This window comes from Enterococcus haemoperoxidus ATCC BAA-382 (genome assembly GCF_000407165.1).
In the GTDB taxonomy this organism is placed as follows: domain Bacteria; phylum Bacillota; class Bacilli; order Lactobacillales; family Enterococcaceae; genus Enterococcus_L; species Enterococcus_L haemoperoxidus.
The window spans coordinates 55,060-76,712 of record NZ_KE136479.1 but is presented as its reverse complement, the minus strand read 5'-3'; the positions used below and the strand labels follow the sequence as shown (position 1 = coordinate 76,712).

At 35.1% G+C, this 21,653-nt stretch carries 24 protein-coding genes and 2 other annotated features; of the genes, 6 read left to right on the top strand and 18 right to left on the bottom strand.

What is annotated here, in order from left to right:
• Window positions 1–471: 471 nt before the first annotated feature.
• The 8 genes from I583_RS00465 to udk all read right to left on the bottom strand — a co-directional run bounded on the left by I583_RS00465 (window position 472) and on the right by udk (window position 8,865).
• Window positions 472–1,968 carry a PASTA domain-containing protein gene (locus tag I583_RS00465; RefSeq protein WP_010762570.1) on the bottom strand — a complete coding sequence of 499 codons (1,497 nt, stop codon included), beginning with the start codon at window positions 1,966–1,968 and terminating at the stop codon, window positions 472–474.
• On the bottom strand, window positions 1,961–2,635 hold the full coding sequence (locus tag I583_RS00460; RefSeq protein WP_010762569.1) for an ABC transporter ATP-binding protein: 675 nt from the start codon (window positions 2,633–2,635) through the stop codon (window positions 1,961–1,963). The genes I583_RS00465 and I583_RS00460 overlap by 8 nt, the downstream gene beginning before the upstream one ends.
• Before the next feature lie 12 nt (window positions 2,636–2,647).
• Window positions 2,648–4,132 carry an ABC transporter permease gene (locus tag I583_RS00455; protein ID WP_010762568.1) on the bottom strand — a complete coding sequence of 495 codons (1,485 nt, stop codon included), beginning with the start codon at window positions 4,130–4,132 and terminating at the stop codon, window positions 2,648–2,650.
• A gap of 93 nt (window positions 4,133–4,225) precedes the next feature.
• Window positions 4,226–4,855: an ATP-binding cassette domain-containing protein gene (locus I583_RS00450; RefSeq protein ID WP_244264853.1), complete on the bottom strand. Its 630-nt coding sequence runs from the start codon at window positions 4,853–4,855 to the stop codon at window positions 4,226–4,228.
• A gap of 47 nt (window positions 4,856–4,902) precedes the next feature.
• On the bottom strand, window positions 4,903–6,243 hold the full coding sequence (locus I583_RS00445) for an ABC transporter permease (protein ID WP_010762566.1): 1,341 nt from the start codon (window positions 6,241–6,243) through the stop codon (window positions 4,903–4,905).
• Between the two features lie 57 nt (window positions 6,244–6,300).
• Window positions 6,301–7,398, bottom strand: coding sequence for a sensor histidine kinase (locus tag I583_RS00440; protein WP_010762565.1), 1,098 nt, complete (start codon window positions 7,396–7,398; stop codon window positions 6,301–6,303).
• Complete coding sequence (locus I583_RS00435) at window positions 7,389–8,057, bottom strand: response regulator transcription factor (protein ID WP_010762564.1); 669 nt, start codon at window positions 8,055–8,057, stop codon at window positions 7,389–7,391. The genes I583_RS00440 and I583_RS00435 overlap by 10 nt, the downstream gene beginning before the upstream one ends.
• Before the next feature lie 178 nt (window positions 8,058–8,235).
• A complete protein-coding gene (gene udk, locus I583_RS00430; protein ID WP_010762563.1) occupies window positions 8,236–8,865 on the bottom strand; it encodes a uridine kinase in 630 nt (209 codons plus the stop codon).
• A gap of 145 nt (window positions 8,866–9,010) precedes the next feature.
• On the opposite strand from udk, the gene I583_RS00425 reads away from it, so the two are divergent.
• The gene (locus tag I583_RS00425; protein ID WP_010762562.1) at window positions 9,011–9,463 is read left to right on the top strand and encodes a GNAT family N-acetyltransferase; all 453 of its coding nucleotides are present in this window, start codon (window positions 9,011–9,013) and stop codon (window positions 9,461–9,463) included.
• A 56-nt stretch (window positions 9,464–9,519) separates the two neighbouring features.
• On the opposite strand, the gene I583_RS00420 is transcribed toward I583_RS00425, so the two are convergent.
• Together I583_RS00420 and I583_RS00415 are read right to left on the bottom strand one after the other, a co-directional pair.
• Window positions 9,520–10,203 carry a YjjG family noncanonical pyrimidine nucleotidase gene (locus I583_RS00420; protein WP_010762561.1) on the bottom strand — a complete coding sequence of 228 codons (684 nt, stop codon included), beginning with the start codon at window positions 10,201–10,203 and terminating at the stop codon, window positions 9,520–9,522.
• Window positions 10,193–10,948, bottom strand: a complete 756-nt coding sequence (locus I583_RS00415) for a 16S rRNA pseudouridine(516) synthase (RefSeq protein WP_010762560.1) — start codon at window positions 10,946–10,948, stop codon at window positions 10,193–10,195. The genes I583_RS00420 and I583_RS00415 overlap by 11 nt, the downstream gene beginning before the upstream one ends.
• A 528-nt stretch (window positions 10,949–11,476) precedes the next feature.
• Here I583_RS00415 and I583_RS00410 point away from each other — a divergent pair.
• Together I583_RS00410 and I583_RS00405 are read left to right on the top strand one after the other, a co-directional pair.
• Window positions 11,477–12,091, top strand: coding sequence for a 50S ribosomal protein L25/general stress protein Ctc (locus I583_RS00410; protein ID WP_010762559.1), 615 nt, complete (start codon window positions 11,477–11,479; stop codon window positions 12,089–12,091).
• Between the two features lie 169 nt (window positions 12,092–12,260).
• Window positions 12,261–12,581 carry a DUF960 domain-containing protein gene (locus I583_RS00405; protein WP_010762558.1) on the top strand — a complete coding sequence of 107 codons (321 nt, stop codon included), beginning with the start codon at window positions 12,261–12,263 and terminating at the stop codon, window positions 12,579–12,581.
• Between the two features lie 192 nt (window positions 12,582–12,773).
• On the opposite strand, the gene I583_RS00400 is transcribed toward I583_RS00405, so the two are convergent.
• The 6 genes from I583_RS00400 to I583_RS00375 all read right to left on the bottom strand — a co-directional run bounded on the left by I583_RS00400 (window position 12,774) and on the right by I583_RS00375 (window position 17,054).
• A complete protein-coding gene (locus tag I583_RS00400; RefSeq protein ID WP_010762557.1) occupies window positions 12,774–13,022 on the bottom strand; it encodes a GlsB/YeaQ/YmgE family stress response membrane protein in 249 nt (82 codons plus the stop codon).
• A 37-nt stretch (window positions 13,023–13,059) separates the two neighbouring features.
• Entirely contained in the window at window positions 13,060–13,530 is a 471-nt protein-coding gene (locus tag I583_RS00395; RefSeq protein WP_010762556.1) for an Asp23/Gls24 family envelope stress response protein, read from the bottom strand.
• Between the two features lie 37 nt (window positions 13,531–13,567).
• Window positions 13,568–13,783 (bottom strand): DUF2273 domain-containing protein, encoded by a 216-nt coding sequence (locus I583_RS00390; protein ID WP_010762555.1) that lies wholly within the window; start codon window positions 13,781–13,783, stop codon window positions 13,568–13,570.
• 13 nt (window positions 13,784–13,796) lie between these two features.
• Window positions 13,797–14,366 carry an alkaline shock response membrane anchor protein AmaP gene (gene amaP / locus I583_RS00385; protein ID WP_010762554.1) on the bottom strand — a complete coding sequence of 190 codons (570 nt, stop codon included), beginning with the start codon at window positions 14,364–14,366 and terminating at the stop codon, window positions 13,797–13,799.
• Between the two features lie 254 nt (window positions 14,367–14,620).
• Window positions 14,621–16,267 (bottom strand): peptide ABC transporter substrate-binding protein, encoded by a 1,647-nt coding sequence (locus tag I583_RS00380; RefSeq protein WP_010762553.1) that lies wholly within the window; start codon window positions 16,265–16,267, stop codon window positions 14,621–14,623.
• 64 nt (window positions 16,268–16,331) lie between these two features.
• Window positions 16,332–17,054, bottom strand: coding sequence for a gamma-glutamyl-gamma-aminobutyrate hydrolase family protein (locus I583_RS00375; RefSeq protein WP_010762552.1), 723 nt, complete (start codon window positions 17,052–17,054; stop codon window positions 16,332–16,334).
• 254 nt (window positions 17,055–17,308) lie between these two features.
• Window positions 17,309–17,538 (top strand) — a binding site (T-box leader).
• A gap of 77 nt (window positions 17,539–17,615) precedes the next feature.
• Window positions 17,616–17,860 (top strand) — a binding site (T-box leader).
• 66 nt (window positions 17,861–17,926) lie between these two features.
• Between I583_RS00375 and I583_RS00370 the strand changes: the two genes are divergently transcribed.
• The 3 genes from I583_RS00370 to I583_RS00360 all read left to right on the top strand — a co-directional run bounded on the left by I583_RS00370 (window position 17,927) and on the right by I583_RS00360 (window position 20,157).
• Window positions 17,927–18,568, top strand: coding sequence for an amino acid ABC transporter permease (locus I583_RS00370; protein ID WP_010762551.1), 642 nt, complete (start codon window positions 17,927–17,929; stop codon window positions 18,566–18,568).
• Between the two features lie 120 nt (window positions 18,569–18,688).
• Window positions 18,689–19,324, top strand: a complete 636-nt coding sequence (locus tag I583_RS00365) for an amino acid ABC transporter ATP-binding protein (RefSeq protein ID WP_010762550.1) — start codon at window positions 18,689–18,691, stop codon at window positions 19,322–19,324.
• A 14-nt stretch (window positions 19,325–19,338) separates the two neighbouring features.
• Window positions 19,339–20,157: an amino acid ABC transporter substrate-binding protein gene (locus I583_RS00360; RefSeq protein ID WP_010762549.1), complete on the top strand. Its 819-nt coding sequence runs from the start codon at window positions 19,339–19,341 to the stop codon at window positions 20,155–20,157.
• A 274-nt stretch (window positions 20,158–20,431) separates the two neighbouring features.
• On the opposite strand, the gene wrbA is transcribed toward I583_RS00360, so the two are convergent.
• Entirely contained in the window at window positions 20,432–21,037 is a 606-nt protein-coding gene (wrbA, locus tag I583_RS00355) for an NAD(P)H:quinone oxidoreductase type IV (protein ID WP_010762548.1), read from the bottom strand.
• A gap of 172 nt (window positions 21,038–21,209) precedes the next feature.
• A complete protein-coding gene (locus I583_RS00350; protein ID WP_010762547.1) occupies window positions 21,210–21,518 on the bottom strand; it encodes a rhodanese-like domain-containing protein in 309 nt (102 codons plus the stop codon).
• Window positions 21,519–21,653: the final 135 nt, after the last annotated feature.

The following is a 21,653-nucleotide window of genomic DNA, read 5'->3' as shown; positions in this document are numbered from 1 at the left end:
GTAGAATGTTTCCATATTTTGTCGCAACTCATAAAAACTTTGATAAACTCTATAAAAAAGAGGATTCCATGAGAAAAAAAACGAGCCTTTCTCCTTTAAAAAAAATAGAATAGTAATCTCTATTTTTTATTTTTAAATAACAAACATTATAGATTAAACTGCATAAATACAAATAAAAATCATAAAAATATTAATAACCTTCCACGGAAATGTTATATAGCAACCTAATAAAACTAAAAAATAACAAAATCAAAAGAATCAAATAAACCGTACTTTTTTCTAATTATACAAAAAATATGATTTAGATCTAAATATACCCATTTAAAAAAATAAATTTGATTTATTAATCAATTGTTCAAAAAAAACAATTCTCACCAAACTTTTATTTGTTTTTTGCCACTCTTTGCCTGACAAAAAGAAAGAAACTAGGAAATAATTTATCCTAGTTTCTTTCTTTAGTCTTATTTTACTTTATTTAGCCTCATTTTTGGGGGAAGGCCCACTTTCAGGACCTTTTTCAGAAGATTTAGGCGCGTAGTTTGACGCACCTGCTAAATTTCCTAAGCTGACATCCAACGATACAGTGTATTCCAATGGTACATATAAATTATAAGCACTCATGCCCACCACTGTGCCTTTAGGTTCTGCAGAGTCAACATATCTGACAGTGTATTGAATATTAGCGCCTTTTGATTGGAATTCGTCATAAAATTGCTTTTGCAAATCGCCTTCCACTGTACTCCCTCTTAAATCTTTAAGATAAGGTTGTCCAGCTGAATAGTAAACTTTTACTTTCAAATCATCTTTGCTTGTTAACTGGGTTCCTGCTTCAACACTTTGAGAAATCAATTGCCCATACGGAACATTATTCGTAAAGACACTTTTCGCTTGAACTGTCAGTCCTTCTATTGCTGTCCCAGCTTCTTCTTGGGTATAGTCTGCAAAGTTCGGAACAGTGTAGCCTTTGCCTAAAGAGACTGTCACGGTCAAACTGTCTTTTTTAGCAACTTTTTGATCTTTAGCAATACTCTGAGAAATGATACTTTCTGCTGGAATTTCGGCTGAGCTTGCTTCTTCATACGTCACTTTTATGTCATTTGTTTTGGCCCAACTTTCAACTTCGGTCTTCATTTTTTTCGTAAAATCAGGAACTGAGATATTTTTTTCAAAGGTTTCTTTACCTTTAGAATAATACATATTGGCTTTATCTTTGCGCTTATAATTTTCTTTTGTCACTTCTTTATTGACGATTTCAAAGCGCGCAGCTTTGCCTTTTTCCAAGGAATCACTGTATTCATCGATTAAAGAAATATTTTCTGCTTTATTATCTTTAATCCATTTTTCAACTTCTGATTTTTTCATCGTCATAAAATCAGGCAACTTCAATTTTTCTTCTGGGTCAGCACCTGTACTTACGTTGATCGTTAATTCAGCACCTTTTTTGATTTTGCTGCCTTTTTTTACTTTTTGTGAGATTACTTTATTCGCTTCTACTTCTTTACTATAAGTTTGATCCACTTTTAATTTCACTTTATTTTCAGTTGCCCAAGTTCGTGCTTCGGCCAACTCTTTTCCAGTAAAATCTGGAAGAGCAACATGTGTCATTTGATAATAACCAAAATACAAGATACACAGCACTAAAAAGCTCCCAATTCCAATCAGTAAAAACTTTCGTTTCCTTTTCTTATGATAGGTCGGGTCTATTTCTGTTTCATCTGCTGACTGACTTCTACGTGTTTGAGAAGTTGTTTCTTGTTCCGTATTAGGAGTATCTCCTTTAGGTTCAGCTACATTGACTGGTCCTATTTTGTTTGGCGGCTCACTCGTTCTTTTATCAATCGGTTCATTTAGTGAAGATCCTGTTGCTCTCTGATTCGTTAGCTCTTCTTTATCAGTGTCTTCCTGTATCTTTTTTTCTTTGGTATTATCGTAATTCGATTTATTGAAATTAGATAAAAAATCACTCATTCAGCATCAACTCACCTTGCTTAAGAAAATAGGTTTTATCTGACTGTTTTGCTATTTCATTCGAGTGGGTTACAACAACCACACATTTATTATGAGTTTCAGCCAAATCTTTAAAAATATCCACGATTTCTTGTTCCATTCCTTCATCTAAATTCCCTGTCGGCTCATCAGCAAGAATAATATCGACATTCGTTGCTAAAGCTCTAGCGATTGCCACACGTTGCTGTTCACCACCTGATAGTTGTCCCACCAAGCGATCAGCTTTCGCTTTATTGATTCCGATATAATCCAATAAATTATATGCTACTTCACGATTATCTTTTGGCATATCATTGTCTGTGATCGACATCGCCACTAAAACATTTTCTAATGCTGTTAGATACGGAACTAAATTGTAACTTTGAAAAATAATACTGATATAGTCTCGGCGATATTTTTCCAGTCCAATTTTATTGATATTTTGTCCCTTGTATAAAACTTCGCCAGATTTGGGTTCATCCAATGCACTGATCAACGAAAGGAATGTTGTTTTTCCTGAACCAGATTGGCCTAGAATCGTATAAAATTGCCCTTGTTCAAAATTGATCGATGTATCTTGTAAAATCATTCGCCGCTTGTCTCCATCTTGATAAAAGTAGCTTACGTTTTTTGTTTGTAAAATAGTCATAATCGTTTCCTCCTACATCATGATTTTCTTTGGATTTAACCGCAAAACATACGTTAAAGGTAAAATCGCAGATAATAAAACTGTACTTAATCCTGCAATCAAGAACGTCACGATATAACTAATTGAGAATTTCACTTCATAAGCACTCGATACATCTTCCGTTGTTAATGTTGGCATATTCATTCCACCACCAACCACCATCGCACCACCTTGGCTTGCTGCATCGCTAGTTTGTGAAAATGCATCACTGGCAATCAAAGATTCTGAAACTAATTTTCCAAGAATATTCCCTGTAACTAAGGACAAACACATAGCAACTAGACTAATGAGTAATAATTCAATCAGAATTTGTTGCATCACTTTCGCTCTTGTTTCGCCCAATGATAGATAGATTCCTAATTCATGTTTACGGTCACGTAAGAAGAGGATGACCACTAACGAAATGATCAACAAAGTGGCACCGATGGCTAAAAGCACTACGTAGCCAGAGATTTGAGACATTTTTTTAAATGTTCCGCCTACTTGATCATATTGATCACTTGAAGCTGTTAACTTATATCCGTCTGGAATCATTGATTTTACTTCTTCTTTAAAGGCTTCAATATCCTCTGGCGCTTTTAGTACGTATACAGGCGTGATTTGATTCATATCTTCAACTGACATATCTGTACCATCTGCTTTTTTATAGCGATCTGGTACTAGTTCTTTCCCTTTTTCAAATTCTATTTTGTTGATATTCATTACAGCATCATTTGGCATGTATAATGTATTAAATTGCGCTGTTTCCATGAACTGCTCTTGGATACCGCCTTTTTGATCTTTTCCATCTGATTTTTTCTTTTCAACACTCGTAGGTTCAAATATACCAATAATCTCTACAGGGTGGTCTTGAGATGCTAACTCTTCCGTCGATCCATCTTGTTTAAAATCCATGACTGAGCTATCTAATACTACTTTGTCCCCTACGTTGAACCCATTTGCTTCCGCAAATTTCTTTGAGACGACCGCAACATCTTTACCACTGTTGATTTCATCTTGCTTAAACATTCGACCTTCAACAAGATTTACCTTTTTATCTTTAAAATCCAATGGTTCTAGTAAGTTAGTTCCTTTAAGGCTCAGCGTCTGGGGCATACCGCCCATAGTCGACGCATTTTCCATTTCATAAGTTTTGATTTTTTTCACAAAAAGATTTGTCTGCACGTTATAGTCAAATTCTTTTACGTAGGTCGATTCACCCATTTTTTTAATGTCCTCAACCTTTAAAGCTGAGGGTGAAGATGATTGACCTTCATCCATTATCTTTTGATAATCCATCTCGACACTCACGGTTGCACCTAGGTCATGTTTGATTTTCTTTTCGACATTTGCAGTAGATTGCTGAATTGCGATTGATCCTGCAATAACATTTCCTAATATAAAAATAACTGCAAATAAAATAACTGATTTCCCTTTTCTTCTTGCAACACTGCACAGCGCTCGATTCCAATAGTTCATATATTCTTCCTTCCTACTTAAAACAATGAAGAATTAACTTCGGCAGATACCATCACACTATTCAGTTGAGTCAACAACACTCTTTGATAAATGCTAAAGCTTATCTTGTTCTACATTGTCTTTGATAAATGATAGTTTCCCACCATTCAATCCCCATAATTCGTCAACATATCCAGCAATCGCTTTTGATTGAGAGCTGATGATGATGCACTTATTTTCATTTTTTGCGTATATACGTATGTACTCCATGACCATATCTAATGAAAGTTCACTTAATGACTCAGCGGGTTCGTCAATCAAGACGATTTCTGGATCATTAACTATTGCTTTGGCCAAATAAACCCTTTGCTGGTTGGAAACAGATATTTTTTTGATTTTTTGATTGGCCACCTTCTCATCGATTCCTACTTTTTTTAAGGCATCATAGAAATAATCGTTTCCTTGTGTAACAGAGCTTGACGCGCATAATTTAAGTGCTGTCAAAGCTGTTTCATTTGAAAGTACATTGTACTGTTGAAAAACTGTGCCAATTTCATGCCGACGATAATTGTCTCGATCAATGTTCTCAAGATTTTGGTTTTTAAAAAAAATGCCACCTGAATTGACTTTATCAAGGCCTGCAAGCAATGCAAGCAAGGTAGTTTTTCCTGCGCCGCTTTTCCCTAAAATGCCATAAACCTTTCCAGATGAAAAACCGATCGTTGTACCATCCAGTACAGTCATGTTGTTTTTCTTATACGTATATACTATATTTTTAAGAGAGAGAATCATCACTCGTCTAATTTCCTTTCTAACAAAAATTCAATTGATTCAAATTTAAATACTTTATAGCAGTCAATAGACATGATCGTAATCAAAAATAAGCTGGTAATTCCAAAAATAGTGATGAAAGAATTAGCATCGATCACCATAGGAATAGACGTTATGGATTCTTTTTTTTCACTAGCCACTAAACTAAATAGCTGGTCAATATTCCCCGTCAATCGTCTTTGATTTCCTAATTGCCAATCAGCAATTGGTTGTACGAATTCTTTTACAGCCACAAACGCTAAACTAAAACTAACGCACGTAACTATCACTAATTCAATTGCTCGACTTTTGATTATTTGTTGATTGGTTATTCCAATACTACGGAACACATAAATTTCTGTTTGCCGTTGTTTAAACTTCCGAATTGAAAATAATGCTAACCCAAAGTTACCGAAAATTAAGAATCCCAGCAGAATTGTTCCTGCCAGTGTCCCTAATCCATTAATAGGACTTAAAAATAGTTTCATGTTCGCTTCATTGGTCATCACTTGGTACTCACTAGGCAAACCGTTGGCTTTCATTTCTTTTAAAAATTCATCCAACATATCCGCGTTTTTTAATTCATACGATACGCTGTTATAACCTGAGTAATCAAACTCTTTCATAGCATCTAACGTTTCCCAATTCGTAAAAATATCATTTCCCTTAGCCCTCGTCAACTGACTTGTTCCAGATGCTTGGACTTGTTTATTCGGTTGATACATTCCGGCAATTACCAGTGTTTGTTTCTCCGTTTTTTCATTTCCTGTTAAAAATACTTGAATCGAATCTCCTATTTTAAGTTGATTCAACTGAGCAAATTCACTATTGACCAAACACTCATTGTGTTTTAGGACATTGCTTCCTGCACTGATTTCCATCCCACTTTCGGTGAGCTCTTTTACAAGATCAGCCGATTCAGCACCAATCCAATTAGCAGTGGCTTGATCGTAATGCTCTTCGCTTTCAATCCCCTTCACATTTTGAAACGGGAATGAGCTTGGGATTGCTTTTAACGTGTCAAATGAAATAGGAGTTGTACCAATCATTTTCATTCCATTTACATACTTAGACTCTCCAAATTTGATATATTGTTCTTTTGTTAGTTTTTTTTCATGCGTTAAATTACTTAAATCTGGTTCTAGAATTGTTACTATGGTCTTAAACTGCTTACTGTAATTTTTTGTAAATAGTTTAGCAGAAGTATAGATGGTGTTTGTAACCATTGTCCCAAAAATCAAAAGAAATAACATGACACCGACTAGTAAATAATTCCAAATATGTCTTCTAAGATTTAAGAAAGCATGTTTAAAGACGAACATGTTCTTGCTCTCCCCCTTTCTTGATACTACAATACCAAACCAATTGTTAACTGAATGTTAACTTTCGATAATTTGTGGAAATGATAGATAAAAAGTAGAGCCTTGATTTTGTTTACTTTCGACGTAAACAAAGCCTTGGCATAAATCACATACATGGGACACGACTGATAATCCGATACCATAACCATCTTGTTTTAGTCCGTTGATTCGATAATTATGATTAAAAATAGTTGCATGGACTTCTGGATCAATTCCTTTTCCATGATCTTTGATCTCAACAATAACACTACCTTTTTGGTTATTGACAGAAACTTCTATAGGTTTGCCGTTACCATACTTGATTGCATTATCTACTAAATTTGATACTGCCCGATAGATCCAACGATTTTTGCCAATGATCAAGGTCGATTCGATTTCATCAAAAGAAAATGTAAGCTCAGGATAACTTTTACGATACGTATCACAAACTTCAGCACAGATCAATGAAACATCGACCTGTTCACTCATTACTTCTTCCGTACTGTTTGAAAGAGTTAAGATATCATCGATACTATCCGTCAGACGATCGAGAATATGTAGATTGCCCGTTTCATTGTGTTCTAATTCCAAATTAGCTCTTAAAATCGCAATGGCATTTTTCTGTTCATGAGTAAGATAACTACTAAGTCTCTTATAATCTTCTAAGTTCCCGTCAAATTTATCTTTTAACTGTTTGAATGCTTTAGCAACGGATTTATCTTCAACTTTATCTTCTGAAAATTTTTCTAAAAACTGTAGATCATGAATGATCGTAACCATTTGCTTCGTATAGATTCGTCGCAAAACAAACCATAATGTCATAGTCAACACTAAAATAGCTGAGCACACCGCTAGAACAATCATTGGCAAATACTTTAATAAACTATTCAAATAAATATCATCCAGCGCTTGTGTGCTGACTAATTCAGACGCTTTAAGTTCAATCGAGGCTGCCGGTTGTGTTTGGGCAATGGTTTCATTTGCATCGTTTACAATATAAATTGCTGAACCGATCGATTGACCGATATTCAGTGAACTCCAGTTACTTTTTACTGCAAAAAAGCCACCAGTGATAATCAAAATAACAAAAAAAGCAAAGGTCAACACAGTTAAACTGATTTTAAAATTTACTCGCATAATTGATATCCTTTCGCACGAATGGTTTTAAGTAATTCTTTTCCAGATGCTAAGGCAAGTTGTTTTTTTAACCTGGCAAGATGGACACGCAAGACAGAAGAAAATGGATCAAAATTTTCATCATAGACATGTTCGGCAATCACCTCTGTGGATACTACTGCTGGATGCTGTTGAGCAATACATAATAAAATATCAAACTCTTTTGGCTTTAACACAACTTCTGTCTCCCCATACAAAACAAAACGCTTTACAGGATCGATCATCAATTGATCGATCTTGATATTAGGCGATGATCGTCCATGAAAACGCCTAATAACCGCACGGATGCGCGCAACTAATTCCAATAATTCAAATGGTTTTACTAAATAATCATCCGCTCCAAAATCAAGTCCTTTTGCTCTTTCTTCAATTTCATCTCTCGCTGTAATGATAATGATTGGCGTATCTATAGTTGAATCTCTTAAAAAATTTAAAATCGATAACCCATCTTTATCAGGTAAATTCAAATCTAATAATATAGCATCATAGTTATTCACGTAGGCTTTTTCTTCTCCTTCTAATCCAGAAAAAGCCAGATCTACTAAGAATTTTTCCCGTTCTAATCCTTTTTGCACTGACAATGCCAGTTCACGATTGTCCTCAATAATTAAAATTCTCATCTAACACGTTCCTCTCTGAGCTAACTGATGTCCGAGTCAATAGTTATCTCATAAGATACTATATCTAAGAATGATTTGTCCATGTTTCCTTTTACTAAACTAGAATAAAATAACAAAAACAACAATCGTATTCGATATGATCAAATACAATTGTTGTTTTTATAAAATAACGATCTATTTATAATTCATTTAAAATACTTGCTACTTTTGTTGTGATTAAATCAATTGCCACATGATTTTCTCCACCTTCTGGAACGATCACATCTGCGTAACGTTTCGTTGGTTCAATAAATTGATGATACATGGGTTTTACTACTGTTAGATATTGTTCAATAACAGAATCTAAGGTTCTTCCACGCTCTTCCATATCACGTTTGATTCTGCGGATGATGCGGATATCATCATCTGTGTCAACATAAAGTTTAATATCCATTAACTCTCTTAAACGGATATCCTCCAAAATCAAAATACCTTCTAAAATAATAACTTCTTTTGGTTCTTGAATGATAATATCAGAACTACGTGTATGCGCAACATAATCATACACTGGTTTTTCAATTGTTTGATAGTTTATCAGTTGTTGTAAATGCTCGATCAGCAAATCCGTATCAAAAGCAAACGGATGATCATAATTAGTGGTTAATCTTTCTTCAAAACTTAGATGGCTTTGATCTTTATAATAAGAATCTTGTTCCAACATCATGATAGAATGATTGGGAAAATGATTGAAAATCGCCCGACTGACACTAGTTTTCCCACTGCCGGAACCGCCAGTAACACCAATCACGATTGGTTGAGTATTTTTCATTCAACGAAACCTCTCTCTTATGTGTAATAGTCATAATAACCTTTTTCTATTATAATAGAAACTAGAAAGAAAGCTACAGTTTTATCTATTTATTTTTTGAAATCTGTGGATTTTTTGACAGTTTAATCGGAAAGGAAATAATAGTATGACGATTAGAAAAATTCAAGTACTTCAAGCAGCTCACTATGATTTATTATTATTAGCTGATCCAGATGAACATTTAGTTGACGGTTATGTAAAACGCGGCTTATGTTTTGAAGCTCTTTCCAACGGAGTAATCGTAGGTGTTTTAGTCTTGCTTCCCACACGTCCTAAAACATTGGAGATCGTCAACATTGCTGTCTCTGAAACATCTCAAGGTCAAGGAATAGGAAAAACATTGATCCAGTTTGCATTAGCTCATGCTAAAAATCATCACTATCAAACAGTTGAAATTGGCACTGGCAGTACTAGCTTTGGGCAATTGTATCTGTATCAAAAATGTGGCTTTCGTATGACAAGTATTGATCGTGATTTTTTTCTACGTCATTATGAAGAAGAAATTATTGAAAATAAGTTAGTTTTGAAAGATATGGTGCGATTGAGCATTGATGTATAACTAGTAAAAACAGTGATCAAGTGGTTCTGAGAATCCTCTTGATCACTGTTTTAATATTATTCTAAAACATTAAATATATCGTCTAAACGACTAATTTCATAAGTTGGTTGAATCTCTTTCGTTGCTGGTTGTTTTGATGGATTTAACCAAAGAGTCTGAATCTTAGCCAAATTACCTCCCTGAATATCTGAAGCTAGTGAATCCCCAATAATCAATGTTTTTTCCCGATCAAAACTAGGAATTCGTTCAAAAACAAAATCAAAATATTCCTTCATCGGTTTTTGATACCCCACTTCTTCTGATACAAAAATATCGTTGAAAAAAGCTGTCATATTAGAATCGTTCAATCGCTGATACTGTGTTTTAGCCACACCATTTGTCACAATATACAACTCATAATCTGGTTTAAGTCGTTCAATAATTTCTTTACTATTTCCCAGTAAATCGTGTCCTTGACTTAAATGATAGCGATACTGCTCACCCATTTTTTTCCCGTCCACTTTTTTATCCAACTCAGCAAATAATAAACTAAACCGAGTATCTGTAACCGTCTTTTTATCTGTCTTCCCTTGCTCAAAGTCCCGCCACAATTGACTGTTGATCTTTTTATATGTTGCTTCTATTTCATCTGTTAAGGTCAGTTCTTCTTGTTGAAAAAGCGCCTGCAGTGCTTTTTTTTCTGTTAGTTGAAAGTCTAGTAATGTATCATCAACATCAAATAATAATGTTTTAAATTTCATGTTCCACACTCTTTTCTTTTTTATGAATCGTAAAATAAGGGAGTAATGCCTGTAATTCTTCTTTGTTTAAAGAACGGTATTCACCTAAATCAAGTGTCTGATCTAGCTGGATTGGTCCCATCGATAACCGTTTTAAATAAATCACTTTTTTGCCTACAGACAAAAACATTTTTTTGACCTGATGGAATTTCCCTTCTGTGATATCTAAATAAGCATTACTTTTATTTTCTGTCGAAGACAAAATAATGAGTTCTGCCGGCTTACAGCGCTTACCATCAGAAAACACGATTCCCTCAGCAAAGGCTTCACAATCACGCGATGTTAACTGTTCATTAACGATAACTTCATAACGCTTTGAGACTTTTTTATGAGGCAACAATAGCTGATAGCCTAACTGACCATTATCCGTAATCAACAGTAACCCTTCTGTATCACGATCTAAGCGGCCGATAGGATAAAGTCCTGCTCTTTGATCACTTGTCTTGATTAAATCAATAACCGTTTGATACTGAGCGTCTTTAACAGCTGTCACAACACCTTGAGGTTTATTCAGCATATAATAAACATGGGTTTGTTGCTGGATTTTTTTATCTCCAACAAAAATATCTTGTAAAGCTGCATCTACATTTAAGCTCTCATCCATCATGACCTGTCCATCGACCGTGACCTGTTTACTGCGTATCAAGGCTTTGACTTTTCTTTTCGATCCGATTTTTTCTTGTTCTAATAATTTATCTAAACGCATTTACTTTCCTCATTTCAACTAACATTCTAGTATAAAAGTGAGAGAATGAAAAGCAAACAGGCTAAGAAAACGGTTCATTTTCACCTAAACAAAACGTTAAGTACTGTTTAAAAGACGTCTATTCTTCTTTCACTTCCCTTGACTTAACTTTGGATTCGCGTTATGGTTGATATAGAAAGTGAATAAGGTTTCTCAAAAACAGCGTAATGACCTGGGAGAGAATAAGGTATCATATGGAATTTTCCCCTGGATAATTGTGCACAATTATTCGGGATTTTTTGTTTTTGTTGTTCGTTTGTAGAAGCTGCTTGTTCGTTTCAAATTTGAACAGGAAAACCTTAGCTAAGTTTATGCTTTTACATGTTTACAATCTGCGTCAACAAAACTCCTTTTTTCCATCATGTTGCGTTTTGCAGATAACCAAATATAAATTCATTTTATTTATCTAGCTTCACGAGCTAGTCTCTCGGAAATTAGTGGAGACTAAATGCGCTCGTTCGGCTTTTAAATCAAGGAGGAATTTAGGTTATGTCAGTATCATTAGAAGTTAAAGAAAGAGCTGTCCGTCCACGTTCACTAAGAAATCAACTACGTCACACAGGTCAAGTTCCCGCCGTCGTTTATGGATTTGAAATTGAAAGTACACCTATTTCAGTTGATCAAAAAGAATTAACAAAAATTTTACGAGATAATGGTGCCAATGCTGTAATTACAATGACTATTGGTGGTAAAAAAATCAATACATTGCTGTTTAAAGCACAATTGGACACTTTCACAAATCAAATGAAGCATGTCGAATTTCTAGCTGTAAACATGAAAGAAACAACTGAAGTGGAAGCTGAGATCGTTCTTGTTGGTGAATCAGAAGGAGTTAAATCCGGTGGCGAACTAACACAAAACTTATATAATGTTTTAGTTTCAGCTACGCCAGATAAGTTACCAGAACGTGTAGAAGTCGATATTACTAAACTAGCAATCGGCGATGCAATTACAGTCGCTGACTTACCAAAAAGCAAAGATTACGATATTATTACCGATGGTGAAGAGCAAATCTTAGCCGTTACAGAAGCCAAATCTGCAACAGAAGAAGAAAGCTCTGGAGAAGCTGCTGAACCTACAGTAATTGGTGAAAAACCAGAATAAATAATTGCTTAAAATAGATTTAGGGAGATGAGGTCTTTTGACCTTGTCTCTTTTTTACTACAGCGAATCGCAAGCTTTATATTTGCTTTTTTTATGAAACATGACAGAAGCGAGTTTTTACTAAATAAGGTATACTGGTGATATCAGATAGATAAAGGAGGTCATATAAATGGTTGAAAGTTTTGATAGTGAACGTAGTCGGTATGCTTCTTTAGGTGTAGTTGAAAGCTTACCTGCGGCTTTGATCGACAGTATCTGGCTAATCATTGATTTAGATTTGAAAGGCGTTATTCCGCTCACGAATATGCTGTATTTTGATTTGATCGATAATGGCGGAAACGTGACCGTTCATTTTTCACAAGAAATCAGCGACGTTCAAATGGCCGTTGACTTGCCTTTCCCTTATTATGAAGAATATCCATCTCAAGTCTTTGCTTTTGATGATGGCAATAAAGAAACGATTTTACTTCCGGCAGAAATGTTGGAATAACAACTTCAACTCAACAAAAAAGAGCGTGGATAAAACTAAAGATTAGTTTTAACCACGCTCTAAATTCGTATAAACGGCGAGAAAAAAGCAGCTACTATGATTAGCTTTGATCACATCAAAATCTAAGTGCTAAAGCACTAAGATTTGATGGCTTCGGAAATAAACGCTTTTGTCTCGTCCTCTTTTTTTCGATTATGCCATTCGTTTTGCAATAAATGAATAAATCGCAATACAAATCACTGCACCGATCAGTGCGGAAATAATTGGGAAACCGCCGATAATCGGACCAAAGTTTCCTAAAAGCATTGTACCTACCCAGCTACCAATAAATCCAACGATGATATTACCAATCACACCACCCGGTACATCTCTACCTAAAATTGCTCCAGCGATGGCTCCTAGCACACCACCTACAATCAATGACCAAATAAAACTAAACATATTAAATGTCCTCCTCTAATTCAAATACAGCGAAATATTATTGTAATCCACGTGTATTATTTTCTTGTTTTTTCTCATTTTCGTTATCATCTTTTTTCTTGTTTTCAAATTTTTCTTCGTATTGTTCTTTTGACATGACATCATCAACATTCATGTTAAATTCAATAACATCCAAACCCGTCATATTTTTTACTTCATCTGCAACTTTTTTAGTTGCTGTATCAAATACTTGAGCAATATTTTTACCATATTCCCCAATTACGTCTAAATCGATTGCTACTTGTTTTGTTCCAACTTCTGCACTGATTCCTTTAGTTGGGTTGTTTCCATTCGTAAATTTATCGGTCAAGTTTGTAATTGCATTTCCGCTTAATCCCAAAATACCTGGGATTTCTGATACGGCGATACCAGCAATTTTTTTCACGACTTGATCGTCAAATGTTAATTTTGTTTTGATCCCATTTGCATTTGTTGCCTCAGTTGTGTTTCCATTTGCTTTGTTATCCATTTTCTTCTCAACCTTTCTGATTTTGATTCAATTTATTTTACCTTTCAAAAAAAGCTTGTATAGAAGCTAAAATTGAAGAGATAGAGCGTTTTTCATCTTTCGTTTTGCCAATAAGATAGCCGATTCCTGTTAAAGCGACAAGCAAAACGGTTTTCCAAAAGCCGATTGTCATAAAAAGTATGGCAACTAAGACGGCTAAAGTGGTGAAGACAATCTGATTGCGGTAAGGAGCTAATGGTAGTTGTTTTTTCATTATACTTCCTCCTTTAAACCACACGTGACTCTTTTTTACTGCTTGACAGTGGCAACAAGGAAGATTCTGCTTTTTTCTTTTTGAAAATAACTTTTATCTTATTCGTCTCGATCATTGCCATGTTTTGCAACGCTTGTGGAATCAATTCTTGAATTTGTTTCCCACGACTTAAGAACTGCTGCTGTTTTTCATCTGCTATGGTGACTTCTACATCGGCAGTTTGTTTCTTTGTCAATCTTACTTTCACCTGTGCATCATCAACATTTACAATGCCATGTAATGAAGATTTAGCAATTGATTCCAGTGTGTTCAACGGCAAGTTGACCTGTCCTGTGTCTTTTTTTATGTGGATTTGTTTTTTTGCGATTGGTTTGAATAGAATCATCAAAAAAGTCAACAACAAGACTGCTAGTAAAACAAAAAGTACAACCTGATAAAAGTAAAACAACCAGTCATATTGAAATAGTAAATTATTGAAAAACGTAGACACAACGCCTAAATCCACCATTTGAGAATATAAACCGACGATCCCAAAAATACCAGCTATTAATAATAAAGAGATAAATCCTTTGATCACTCGCATCGTTTTTCCCTCCAACGTTGTTTGTTCTTTTGCAAAAGTTTTCCTGTCTACATATTTAATGTTAAACGCATTATCCAACAATTACAAAAGATACGCATACTCTTTATTGGATTTTCCTATTATTTTCTCACATTCTATACGCTATAAATACTGGTATCAACATATTTAGCACTTCATTTTAACGAATAAAAAAAGTAAGTTGAGCTATAAGATAAATACCTTAAACATCAACTTACTTTTTAATTGGTTAACTATTATTCAACATAGGCTAAACGATAAGATACTGTTCTCCCAAAAGGAAAAACTTGCAGTTCTTTTAATTGATCCGCTTTTAGATAACCGATTGCTCCTTGGTAAAGCGGTAAAACAGCAGCATCTTTTTCGATCAGTGTTTCTTCTAATTCTTTCAATTTATCCCAACGTTTTTCTGGATCGTTGGCTAATGTGATCCTGGCATCATTCAATCCTTTATCATATTCAGGATTGTTATAGCCCGCTGTATTCAAACCGCTCTTAGAATCATAAAATTCTAAGAAGTTGATCGGATCAGCATAATCTGGTGTCCATGTACCAAAAACTAAGTCAAAATTACCAGCTGTTTGTAAATCCAATCGGTTTTGTAATGGAATTGATTTTAAGGTGATTTTTAACCCGGGTAGATTTTGTTGTAACTGTCCTTGAACATATTCGATCGTCTTTTTTGCAAGTGCTGAATCGGCTGAAAGTAATTCTAATTCAATTTCATCCTTGCCTAATTCTTTCTTAGCGGTTTCCCAGCTTTTTTGAGCTGCTTTTAAATCAAACGGAAGAAAATCACCATTTTCCTTCCGGAAGTCTTCACCACTTCCAGGATCTTTGGCAAAATCTTTTGGTACAAAACCATTGATTGCAGTTGAGCCATCCCCTAAAATATCTTTGGCGAAAGTCTCTTTATCGATTGCTTGTAAAATCGCTTTACGAGCATTAACATTCCCAGTTACTTCTCGTTTATGGTTAGGGCTTAAATAACCAACCATGGCTTTTGGTGTAAAATGTGCTTGAGGTGAATCTTTATATTGCAACGCATACGTATCTGCTAAAACAGTGTAATCTAAATCACCTGCATCAAACAGATTTGTTCCTGTACCGAGCTCTTTGACTACTTGAACATCGATCGTATCTAACTTGACATTTTTTTGATCCCAGTAGTCTTTATTTTTCGATAATTTCCAATTTTCTGTATTGCCATCCCAACCAGAAATCACAAATGGGCCATTGCCAACAAAATTATCTGCTGAAGTGCCATACGCTTCGCCCTTTTCTTTGACGAATTTTTCATTTTTAGGCATAAAGGGTGTTCCTACTAAGACTTGCGCTAAATAAGGGATTGGATATTCTAACGTCATTTCTAAGGTCTGATCGTCAATTGCTTTCACACCAAGTTCATCCAATTTAGCTTGTCCTTCACGAATTTTTCGTCCATTTTTGAAAATATCCATTTGGTTACTACTACTTGAACCAAAGCTTGGATCCACAACATTTCTAAATGAAGAAACAAAATCACCCGCTACAACAGGATCCCCATTACTCCATTTTATCTCTTTTAATTTGAAGGTATAAACTAATCCATCATCACTAACAGTCGGTTCACTAGCAGCAACTGCTAATTCAGGGTCATGGTTTTTATCCATACGATATAGCCCTTCAACAACTTGACCGATCATATCTGAACTGTAAACATCTGTATAGTGAGCACTATCCAATGTTGATAATTCTCCACCTGAAGCGACTTTGATCACTTGTGTTTGATCCATTTTACCACTATCTGTTTTTTCACCAGATGTATTTGTTCCTTTTCCCCCACTACAAGCAGTCAATAACAAACTGGCCGCCAATACAAAAACACCAAACTTTTTCTTCATTATCTAATTCCTCCTCTTTCTTAAAGCTAAACAGAACAATTCGTTCCTGAGCAATCTAGAAAATCTATAATTCTTCCACGACATAACGAAAAACGGCCATTTCTTGTTCTACATGATCATAAGCAAAATCAGGATGCCACTGCACTCCTAAAAATGCTAAACTTGAATCATCACTTTCCACACCTTCAATGATGCCATCTTCGCTAAGCGCTGTAACCCTTAGTTTTTCTGCTAATTTTTTCACCGCTTGAAAATGAAACGAGTTAACCGTTGTTTTTTCACCATAGATTTCACGTAAAATACTCGTATCTTCTGTGCGAATCTGATGAGTAGGAATTTCTCTAGATATTGGTACTTGCATATGAGCAATCTTCGTATCATTCAAATGACTGATATCTTGATATAAACTACCACCAAGTGCCACATTAACCAGTTGCAACCCACGACAAACGGCAAAAATAGGTTTCTTTTGTATAATTGCTTCTTCAATCAAAGCCAACTCAAATCGATCTCTTTCTTCAAATAAAGATGCTTCTTCAACTTGAATTGATTCACCATACAACGCTGGTGAAACATTCTGTCCACCAGCCAAAATCAACTTATCGATCTGATTAATATACTCTTTAGCCAAATCAGGAGCGCCAACCGGCAAAATCATAGGTAAGCCGCCCACGTTTTGAACTGCTTTAACATAACCACAAGGAGTGTAACTGATTGGTAGGTGATACAATCGCCCTCCTGCATCTTCAATTTCATTTGCTGCAATCCCAATAATAGGCCGTCTCAAACGACACCACTCCTTTTTACTTTCCGACAATAATTGTACATAGTTTATCAGATATATATATGAAAGGATAGTATAAATAGAAAAGGTGCGATAGTTTTTCGCTATCGCTATTTACTTACTTTTTAATAGGAAACAACTATTTCTATTTTACCCCAACTTTCCTTGATTGGTTACTTTTATGCTTAAACTATCTTATTTTCTGAATTTTCTAAACAAAGAATTGTTGACAAGTGGAAAAACTGGTGGTAAAGTTATAAAAAACAAAGAACAGAAGAGTACCTTTATTTTTTATTGAAGAGAGTCTTTGGCTGGTGTAAAAAGACAAAAAGATAAAGCGAACCACATCTGGGAGTTAACTTTTTGAACAGATTAGTAGGAAAGTTCGGGCATGCCCGTTATAGCATTAGAAGTCTATGACTTCATGAGGTTATCGTTGTGAAGCGATAATAAAAAAAGGTGGAACCACGAATTTTACGTCCTTTGGCTTAATTGCCAAAGGACTTTTTGTTTACTCATAAATTTAGGCATTAACCTTAATACAAAATAAAATGATCAACTAAACCAAAACGTATAAACAGAACAAGTAATCACAGACCATTTCCTGACAGAGACTTTTTTATTGGCTGAGAAAAAAAGCTGGAAACCTTTGATGAACACATCTGTTTCAGTCATCTTCTGAATCAAGTAAGAAGATGCGGCATTCTCCGTTATCAGAAAAGAATCTTTAGCTTACAAAAGATTCTATGAGGTTAATACTGTGAGGTATTAGCAAATTGAGGTGGAACCACGATTCTTTCGTCCTCTTGGCAAATCAGCCAAGAGGACTTTTTATTTATTCTTAGAAAAAAATTGGAAAAACTGGAGGAAAAATTATGAACTACGTTTTAGAAATCATGCCGGCTTTACTGGACGGCGCACTCATGACATTGAAAGTATTTATTTTTACACTACTAGGCTCGATTCCGCTAGGGATTTTAGTTGCCTTTGCCTTGCAGACAAATTTTAAACCCTTGAATTTTTTGATCAATATTTATATTTGGTTAATGCGAGGAACGCCTTTATTATTGCAACTTATTTTTGTTTTTTACGGATTACCATTGATCGGGATCGTCTTCGAGCGATATGATGCAGCCTTGTTCGCTTTTATTTTAAATTATGCAGCTTATTTTGCAGAAATTTTTCGCGGCGGGATTCAATCGATTCCAGAAGGGCAATATGAAGCGGCTAAAGTTTTACGCTTAACACGATTTCAAACAGTCTCAAGAATTATTTTACCTCAAGTAATCAAAGTTGTATTACCTTCTATTGGTAATGAAGTGATTAATTTGGTTAAGGATACTTCATTGATTTATGTACTTGGTTTAGGCGATTTATTACGCGCTGGGAAAATTGCGATGAGTCGTGATGTTAGTTTATTACCATTGGTTTTAGTTGGTATTATTTATCTGCTATTAACGGCCGTGTTGACTTTAGCTTCAAAAAAATTGGAAAAACACTATCAATATTACAAATAAAAAGAAGGTTACTTCCATTCATTAGTGAATTATCGTTACCGTATATTATCTGGCTTTGCGGCCTATTTTCCTATCAGAGCTAAACGAGCCCGCTACGCCTTTAAATTTAGGAGGAAAATCATGTTACGAATAAAAAATTTAACTAAAAGTTTCGATGGTCGTCGTATCATCGATCAATTGAATTTAGAAATCAAAAATGGAGAAATATTGACAATTGTCGGACCTTCTGGCGGTGGAAAGACAACTTTATTACGTTGTTTAGCTGGTCTAGAAACAATCGATTCTGGTGAACTGACGATGGATGGTGTGCCTTTTAATCCTGTTGAAATGGATAATGCAGATCAAGTTGTTGGAATCGTGTTTCAAGATTTCCAATTATTCCCTCACCTTTCAGTTTTAGACAATATAACACTAGCACCGATTCTTTCATTGAAACAATCAAAAGAAGAAAGTGAATCTGAAGCAATTGATTTACTGACAAAATTCGGTCTCAGTGGTAAAGAGCGCTTGTATCCTTATCAATTATCTGGGGGTCAAAAGCAACGAGTTGCTCTCGCACGTGCTCTTTCTATGAAACCTAAAGTATTAGGTTATGACGAACCAACTAGTGCGCTTGATCCTGAACTTCGCCAACAAGTCGAAGAAGTGATTTTAACCCTAAAAGCTCAAGGCATGACTCAAATCGTCGTCACTCATGATATGAATTTTGCTGAAAATATTGCCGATAACTTGCTAACAGTAAAACCTGTTCAGTAGAAAGGACACTTTATATGAAGAAAAAAAACTATCTAATTCTTACCATAACTGCATTAATTGCTGTCCTATCTATAGCCGCTTGCGGTAGAAAAAAAACAGACATCGATCAATGGTCCCGAATCAATTCTGAAAAACGTATCATTGTTGGTCTTGATGATTCCTTTGTCCCTATGGGCTTTCAAAATAAATCTGGGGAGATCATCGGGTTTGATGTTGATCTAGCTCGAGCAGTGTTTGATTTGTATGGAATCAGCGTGGACTTTCAACCAATTGATTGGTCGATGAAAGAAAATGAGTTACAGAATCAAACCATCGATTTGATTTGGAATGGTTACTCTAAAAGTGCTGAACGGGAAGAAAAAGTTCTTTTCAGTGATGAATATATGAAAAATGAACAAGTCGTTGTGTCCTTGAAGAAAAATAATATCACTAGTTTCACTGATATGAAAGGAAAAATCCTCGGTGCTCAAAATGGATCTTCTGGCTACAACAGCTTTGAACAGCAACCTGAAATTTTGAAAAATTTTGTTAAAGATCAGACCGCTATTTTATATGATGGTTTCAATGAAGCTTTTATGGATTTAAAATCAGGACGAATCGATGGCTTATTGATTGATCGTGTTTACGCGAATTATTATCTTTCTCACGAGGATAATTTGGCTGACTATTCAATTATTAGCGGAGAATTTGAAAGCGAGGCTTTTGCGGTTGGCTTACGTAAATCTGATAAAAAACTGGCTGAAAAAATCAACAACGGCTTTGAACAGTTAAGAAAATCTGGAAAACTGGCTGAAATTTCTAAGGAATGGTTTGGAGAAGATGTGATGAAATAAACCTATTTCTTTATGATGAATTATCTCTTATTTTGCTTATCTCCCTGCTATACCCATGTATCTATCCAATTCTTGTCGAGATTCCATTTCCCTTTTTTAGTATTGGTTCACTACCAAATATAAGAAATAGAATCATATTAGGTGGTATAAATAATAAAAACCCCCAAGAGAAACCACTTCTCTTGGGGGTTAACATTTATCTGTGAGTTGCTTATACCGCTTTTTAGTAAACCTATTAAAAAGTACTGTATTTTTTAGAATTATTCTTTTTTTATTAACCTAGATATTTACTAGTCACATCAACCAAACGTTTTGTTTGATCTTGAATAGCTGCTTTTACTTCATCCGCTTTTAACATATTTCCTTCTCCATCGATTGAAGCACTTGTTCCATAAGGATTACCGCCAGCTGCAAAAGTTGATGGATTTACGTAGCCTGCAGGGACTATGATTGCGCCCCAGTGTTGCATTACTGTGTAAATACCTTGGATTACTTGCTCTTGTCCACCATTTGGATTTTGTGCAGAAGAGAATGCTGTGACAAATTTATTCGCTAATTTTCCTTGTGCCCAAAGTCCACCTTGTAAATCAAAGAATTGTTTTAATTGGCTAGCCATTACACCAAAGCGTGAAGGTGAAGAGAAGATGTAGGCATCTGCCCATAATAAATCGTCACTTGTCACTTCTGGGATTTCTTTACTTGCTTCAACGTTTTTACGCCAAGCTGGATTTGAATCGATTGCCACATCTGGTGCTAGCTCATGAACTTTTCTCAAACGAACTTCTGCACCATTTGCTTCCGCTGCTTCTTTGGCCCATTTTACCATTTGTGTACCTGTTCCTGTTGAACTGTAATAAGCAATTAATAATTTTGTTGTCATGATTTTTTCCTCCAATAACTGTTGTTTTCTTATCTATATTTATATACTAACAAAAAGTAAGTGAATTTACAAGAGTTTTCACTTATTAAAAGTAAGTTTTTTTCAAACTTTACTCTTCCCTCAGTTTTTTCAAAAAAAGTCGTAATGAGTACCAGGCTCATTACGACTTTTTTTAGTAATTATTTTCTTTTCCATCCCAAACTGACATACCTTCTGAAACAGAAACCACATTGTATCCATAATTTTCAAGAAAAGAGCACGCATGCTCAGAACGCACACCATGCTGACAAATAACATAATGCGGTTGTTCATGATCGATCTGAGCCATTGCTTCTGGTAAGGTAGACAAAGGATAATTCTTTGCATTGAGAATGTGCCCTGCCGCAAATTCCTCCACTTCTCGAACATCAATGATCGAAACTGGCTCATTGACGGTTAATTCAATTAATTCTTTTAATTCCTTGATCGATACTCTTTTCATCTTATTACTATTCCCCCTGCGGCTTTTTCAAACATCTGACTACTATTGCTTAATTCCGTAATCAGCAAATTTGCCTCATTAGCAGTATACCACTATTCATAGATTTTACGTCTTTTTTGTGAATTTTATTAAAAA